Raw genomic sequence first — 2850 nt, forward strand, 5'->3', positions numbered from 1 at the left:
ACAAAATTGTGTTGCTCAATTACATCGAATCGTGCGATGAAGCTCAGCGCACGATTCGGTTTTTTATTACAAAATTGTGTTGCTCAATTACATCGAATCGTGCGATGAAGCTCAGCGCACGATTCGGTTTTTTATTGGCAGGCCTCGCAACCTGGGTCATCGATTGCACAGAATTTGATGTCGGTCGCGGGCGATGCACTCATCTGCGCCTGCGCTGCGGCGGCTGCCGCTTCGAGCGCGCTCATGCCGCCGCCTGCCGTCGCGGTACCCGATGACACCGAGTTCATCTTGCCTGCGGTCACGGTCGACTTCTCGGCGTGCGTCGCGCTTTGCGTGCGCAGGTAGTAAGTCGTCTTGAGGCCGCGCAGCCAGGCCAGCTTGTAGGTGTCGTCGAGTTTTTTGCCCGAGGCGCCTGCCATGTAGATATTGAGCGACTGCGCCTGGTCAATCCATTTCTGGCGGCGCGCTGCGGCTTCCACAATCCAGGAGGTCTCGATCTCAAACGCCGTGGCGTAGAGGGCTTTGACGTCTTGCGGKACGCGGTCGATGGGGCGCAGGGAGCCGTCGAAGTGCTTCAGATCCACCACCATCACGTCATCCCACAGGCCCAAGCGCTTCAGGTCTCGGACCAGGTAATGGTTGATGACGGTGAATTCACCCGACAGGTTGGACTTGACCGACAGGTTGCCAAAGCAGGGTTCGATACAAGCATCCACCCCAATGATGTTGGAGATGGTGGCTGTGGGCGCAATGGCCACGCAGTTGGAATTGCGCATGCCGTCTTTGGCAATCTTCTTGCGCAAAGCGTCCCAGTCAAGGCTGGCGGAGCGGTCGACTTCCACATAGCCGCCGCGCTGCTCGGCCAGCATGTCCAGCGTATCCAGCGGCAGGATGCCCTTGTCCCATAGCGAGCCTTTGTACGTGGCATATTTACCGCGCTCTTTGGCCAGTTCGGTCGATGCCCAGTAAGCGTGGTAGCAGACAGCCTCCATGGATTTGTCGGCGAACTCGACAGCTTCCTGGGAAGCGTAAGGCACGCGCAGCTCGTACAGGCAGTCCTGGAAACCCATGATGCCCAGGCCCACAGGGCGGTGGCGCATATTGGAATCGCGGGCCTTCTTGACGGCGTAATAGTTGATGTCGATCACGTTGTCCAGCATGCGCATGGCCGTGGTGATGGTCTTTTTAAGCTTCTCGTGGTCGACTGCGCCGTCCTTCAGATGCTGGACGAGGTTGACCGAGCCGAGGTTGCAGACAGCGGTTTCGGTGTCGCTGGTGTTGAGTGTAATTTCGGTGCACAGGTTGGACGAGTGAACGACGCCGGTGTGTTGCTGCGGCGAGCGCACATTGCAGGCATCCTTGAACGTGATCCAGGGGTGGCCGGTTTCAAACAGCATCGACAGCATCTTGCGCCACATGTCAGTGGCCTGCAGCTTGCGGGATGGCTTGATTTCGCCGCGCTCGGCCTTGGCTTCGTAGGCGGTGTAGATTTTCTCGAAGTCCTTGCCGAACTTGTCGTGCAGGTCGGGTGTGTCCGACGGTGAGAACAGCGTCCAGGTGCCTTTTTCCATCACGCGGCGCATGAAGAGGTCGGGAATCCAGTTGGCGGTGTTCATGTCGTGCGTACGGCGGCGATCGTCACCGGTGTTCTTGCGCAGTTCCAGGAACTCTTCAATATCCAGGTGCCAGGTTTCCAGGTAGGCGCAGACGGCGCCTTTGCGCTTGCCGCCCTGGTTGACCGCCACGGCGGTGTCGTTGACGACTTTGAGGAAAGGCACGACGCCTTGCGATTCGCCGTTGGTGCCCTTGATATGGGCGCCCRGGGCGCGCACAGGCGTCCAGTCATTGCCCAAGCCGCCGGCAAATTTGGACAGCAGCGCGTTTTCCTTGATGGCGTCGTAGATGCCTCCCAAGTCGTCGGCGACGGTCGTCAGATAGCACGACGACAGCTGCGAGCGCAGCGTGCCGGCATTGAACAGGGTGGGCGTGCTCGACATGAAGTCGAAGGACGACAGGATTTCGTAGAACTCGATCGCGCGTTCTTCGCGGTTGATCTCGTTGAGCGACAGGCCCATGGCCACGCGCATGAAGAAAGCCTGTGGTAGCTCGATGCGCTGTTTGCGCACGTGCAGGAAGTAGCGGTCAAACAGGGTTTGCAGGCCGAGGTAGTCAAATTTCAGGTCGCGTTCGGGCTTGAGCGCGGCGCCCAGGCGGGCCAGGTCGAACTGCTGGAGCTTTTCGTCGAGCAGCTCGTTTTGTACGCCCTTGGCGATGAACTGCGGGAAATACTCGGCGTAGCGAATCGCCATGTCTTCCTGACTGACTTCTTCACCCAGCACCTCGCGGCGGATGGTGTGCATCAGCAGGCGTGCGGTGGCGTAGGTGTAGTCAGGGTCTTTCTCGATCAGGGTGCGCGCTGCCAGGATGGACGCCTTGTAGACTTCATCAATGGGCACACCGTCATAGAGGTTGCGCATGGTCTCGGCAACGATGGGGTCGGGCTTGATATCTGCGCCCAGGTTGGCGCAAGACGCTTCAATCAGAGCCTGCAGGTTGCGGATGTCCAGCGCGACGCGGTTGCCGCGGTCGGTCACATGGATCAGGGGCGCCGCAGGTGCCTGGGTTTGCGGCTGGCGTGCACGCTCTTGCGTGCGCTTCTCGCGGTACAGCACGTAAGCGCGGGCGATTTCATGGTGGCCGCCGCGCATCAGGCCCAGCTCGACCTGATCCTGAACGTCTTCTATATGAAAGGTTCCGCCGCCTGGGCGCGAACGCATCAGGGCGCGGATGACCGCCTGGGTCAGGCCGTCAACGGTTTCGCGGACGCTGGCCGAAGCCGCACCCTGCGTG

General features: G+C 60.0%; 1 protein-coding gene. It reads right to left on the bottom strand.

The window, feature by feature from the left end; all coding sequences use genetic code 11:
- Window positions 1–131: 131 nt before the first annotated feature.
- The coding region (locus AC1D1X_RS19855) for a ribonucleoside-diphosphate reductase subunit alpha (protein ID WP_477698970.1) at window positions 132–2850 on the bottom strand (2719 nt) is incomplete at its 5' end.

This window comes from Polaromonas sp. P1_G4, assembly GCF_056405475.1.